Below are 1,773 nucleotides of genomic sequence, written 5' to 3' on the forward strand. Positions count from 1 at the left end.
AGCGTGTCGCGCTGAAACGGATTCAGGCGACACGCTTTAAGTTTTTGTTTTTATGCATGTCGTTGTCCCAGAACCGCCGCACACTTCTGGGCGACATGCGTTAGCCGAATGTCGACCGCGGCGCCCTACTGACCCTCGGTTTAGAGCCGTTCTTCGAGCAATTCCGACGTGATGTTCCGACCGGCGTAGAAGATGCCCAGGATCAGCACACTCTCGCCGTCGACAGCGAAAACGATACTGACCGCGCGGCGATAGCCGATGATCCGCAGCCCCGGCACGATCTCCACCCGCTCGGTGCCGCGCTGTGGAAATGTCGACAAGCCCAGGCAATGATCGCGGATGCCCACGACAAAATTCCAGGCAACCGCCGGCGACGCACGCTCGGCTATATCCTCATAGAGTTGTTCGAGTTCGGCCTCCGCTTTCGCGTGGAAGACAATCCGGTATTCCATCCCCTACTTGGCTTTCGCCTGCCGTGCGCGATGACGGGCCTCCAGCCGGGAAAATACCGTTTCAGCCGGGATACCCTTTGCCGGATCCCGCTGGAGCTCGGCCATGCGCGACGGGATTTCCTCGCGCAGCCACTTCTCCCGCTCTGCTTCAAAATCCTCGAGCATGCGCAGGCCCGCGCGAACAACCTCGCTGGCATTGTTGTAGCGGCCCGATTCGAGCTGCTTCCTGATGAAGCGCTCATAGTGGTCGTTCAAAGCGTAGTTAGGCATCGGAGTCTCCAGGAAAAATATGGAGCCAAGCGCGAGACATAGCAATAGATAGCAATAATTGACAGTCTTGATTGATTCGGATGCGCTTCATCCTTTGCGATTCGGTGGAAGACTCCATCGAATCGGGCGGCAATCGAAATGTCGATCAAGCACGCCGGCGCCCGATCGAGGATCGCGACGACGCGCTTTAGCCGGGGTGTACCCGCCGCCTCAGCGGGCGGCCCACGCCAGCCCGCGGCGCAGGATGGTGCGCATCTGCGGCACCTCGAACTCCGCGGCCACATGACCCAGTGAGGAATAGAACACCCGCCCTTTGCCGTGCCTGCGCTTCCACACCACCGGCATGACGACGCCGTCGATCCACGGCGCATATTCGCCGGAGAAGGTGGTCGTCGCCAGCACTTCGTTCGACGGGTCAACATGCATGTAATATTGTTCGGAGCGGTAGGGGAAATCGTCGATGCCTTGCATGACCGGGTCGTCGCGCCGCGTCACCTTTACATTATAGTCGATGATGTTGCCCGGATGCGCGACCCATTGCCCGCCGCACATGAACTGATAGTCGGGCGATTCGCGAAACGCGTCCCCCATGCCTCCATGATAGCCGCCAAGGCCGACGCCATTTTCGACCGCTTTCGTCAGGTTGGCTTCTTCCGCCTTGGTGAGCTTGGACATCGTGTAGATCGGCACGATAAGGCTGAGCTCGGCGATCGCCGGATCGGCGAAGACCGCGGTCGTATTCTCGACACGCACGGCAAAGCCCTCTTCCTCGAGCATCGCCTTGACGACACGAGCGCCGGCTTCGGGCTCGTGGCCCTCCCAGCCGCCCCATACGATCAGCGCCTGCCGCATCTTCTACTCCTCTTACGTCAGCGCCGCGGCCGAATGTATGGCCCGCGGGCACCGAGCGACCATCGCTGCAAAGCTCCGCCGAGTCGAGTTGGAAAGAAGCGCAGGGCAAAAAACGCAAACGGCCGCGCGAGGCGGGCGTTTTGTTGTTTGGTTGCGGGGACAGGATTTGGCTTTTCTGTCCCGCGGCGTCGGCTTTGCC

The 1,773-nt window shown here is 60.5% G+C and carries 3 protein-coding genes; all 3 read right to left on the reverse strand.

Annotated features, from left to right (window positions below; all coding sequences use genetic code 11):
* Positions 1 to 140: 140 nt before the first annotated feature.
* The 3 genes from AC0L2L_RS33240 to AC0L2L_RS33250 all read right to left on the reverse strand — a co-directional run bounded on the left by AC0L2L_RS33240 (position 141) and on the right by AC0L2L_RS33250 (position 1,574).
* Entirely contained in the window at positions 141 to 452 is a 312-nt protein-coding gene (locus AC0L2L_RS33240; RefSeq protein ID WP_473584004.1) for a type II toxin-antitoxin system RelE/ParE family toxin, read from the reverse strand.
* Between the two features lie 3 nt (positions 453 to 455).
* On the reverse strand, positions 456 to 722 hold the full coding sequence (locus AC0L2L_RS33245; protein WP_473584005.1) for a type II toxin-antitoxin system ParD family antitoxin: 267 nt from the start codon (positions 720 to 722) through the stop codon (positions 456 to 458).
* Between the two features lie 210 nt (positions 723 to 932).
* Entirely contained in the window at positions 933 to 1,574 is a 642-nt protein-coding gene (locus tag AC0L2L_RS33250) for a ThuA domain-containing protein (protein ID WP_027170306.1), read from the reverse strand.
* Positions 1,575 to 1,773 lie beyond the last annotated feature (199 nt).

Source organism: Mesorhizobium sp. WSM4832 (assembly GCF_055811115.1).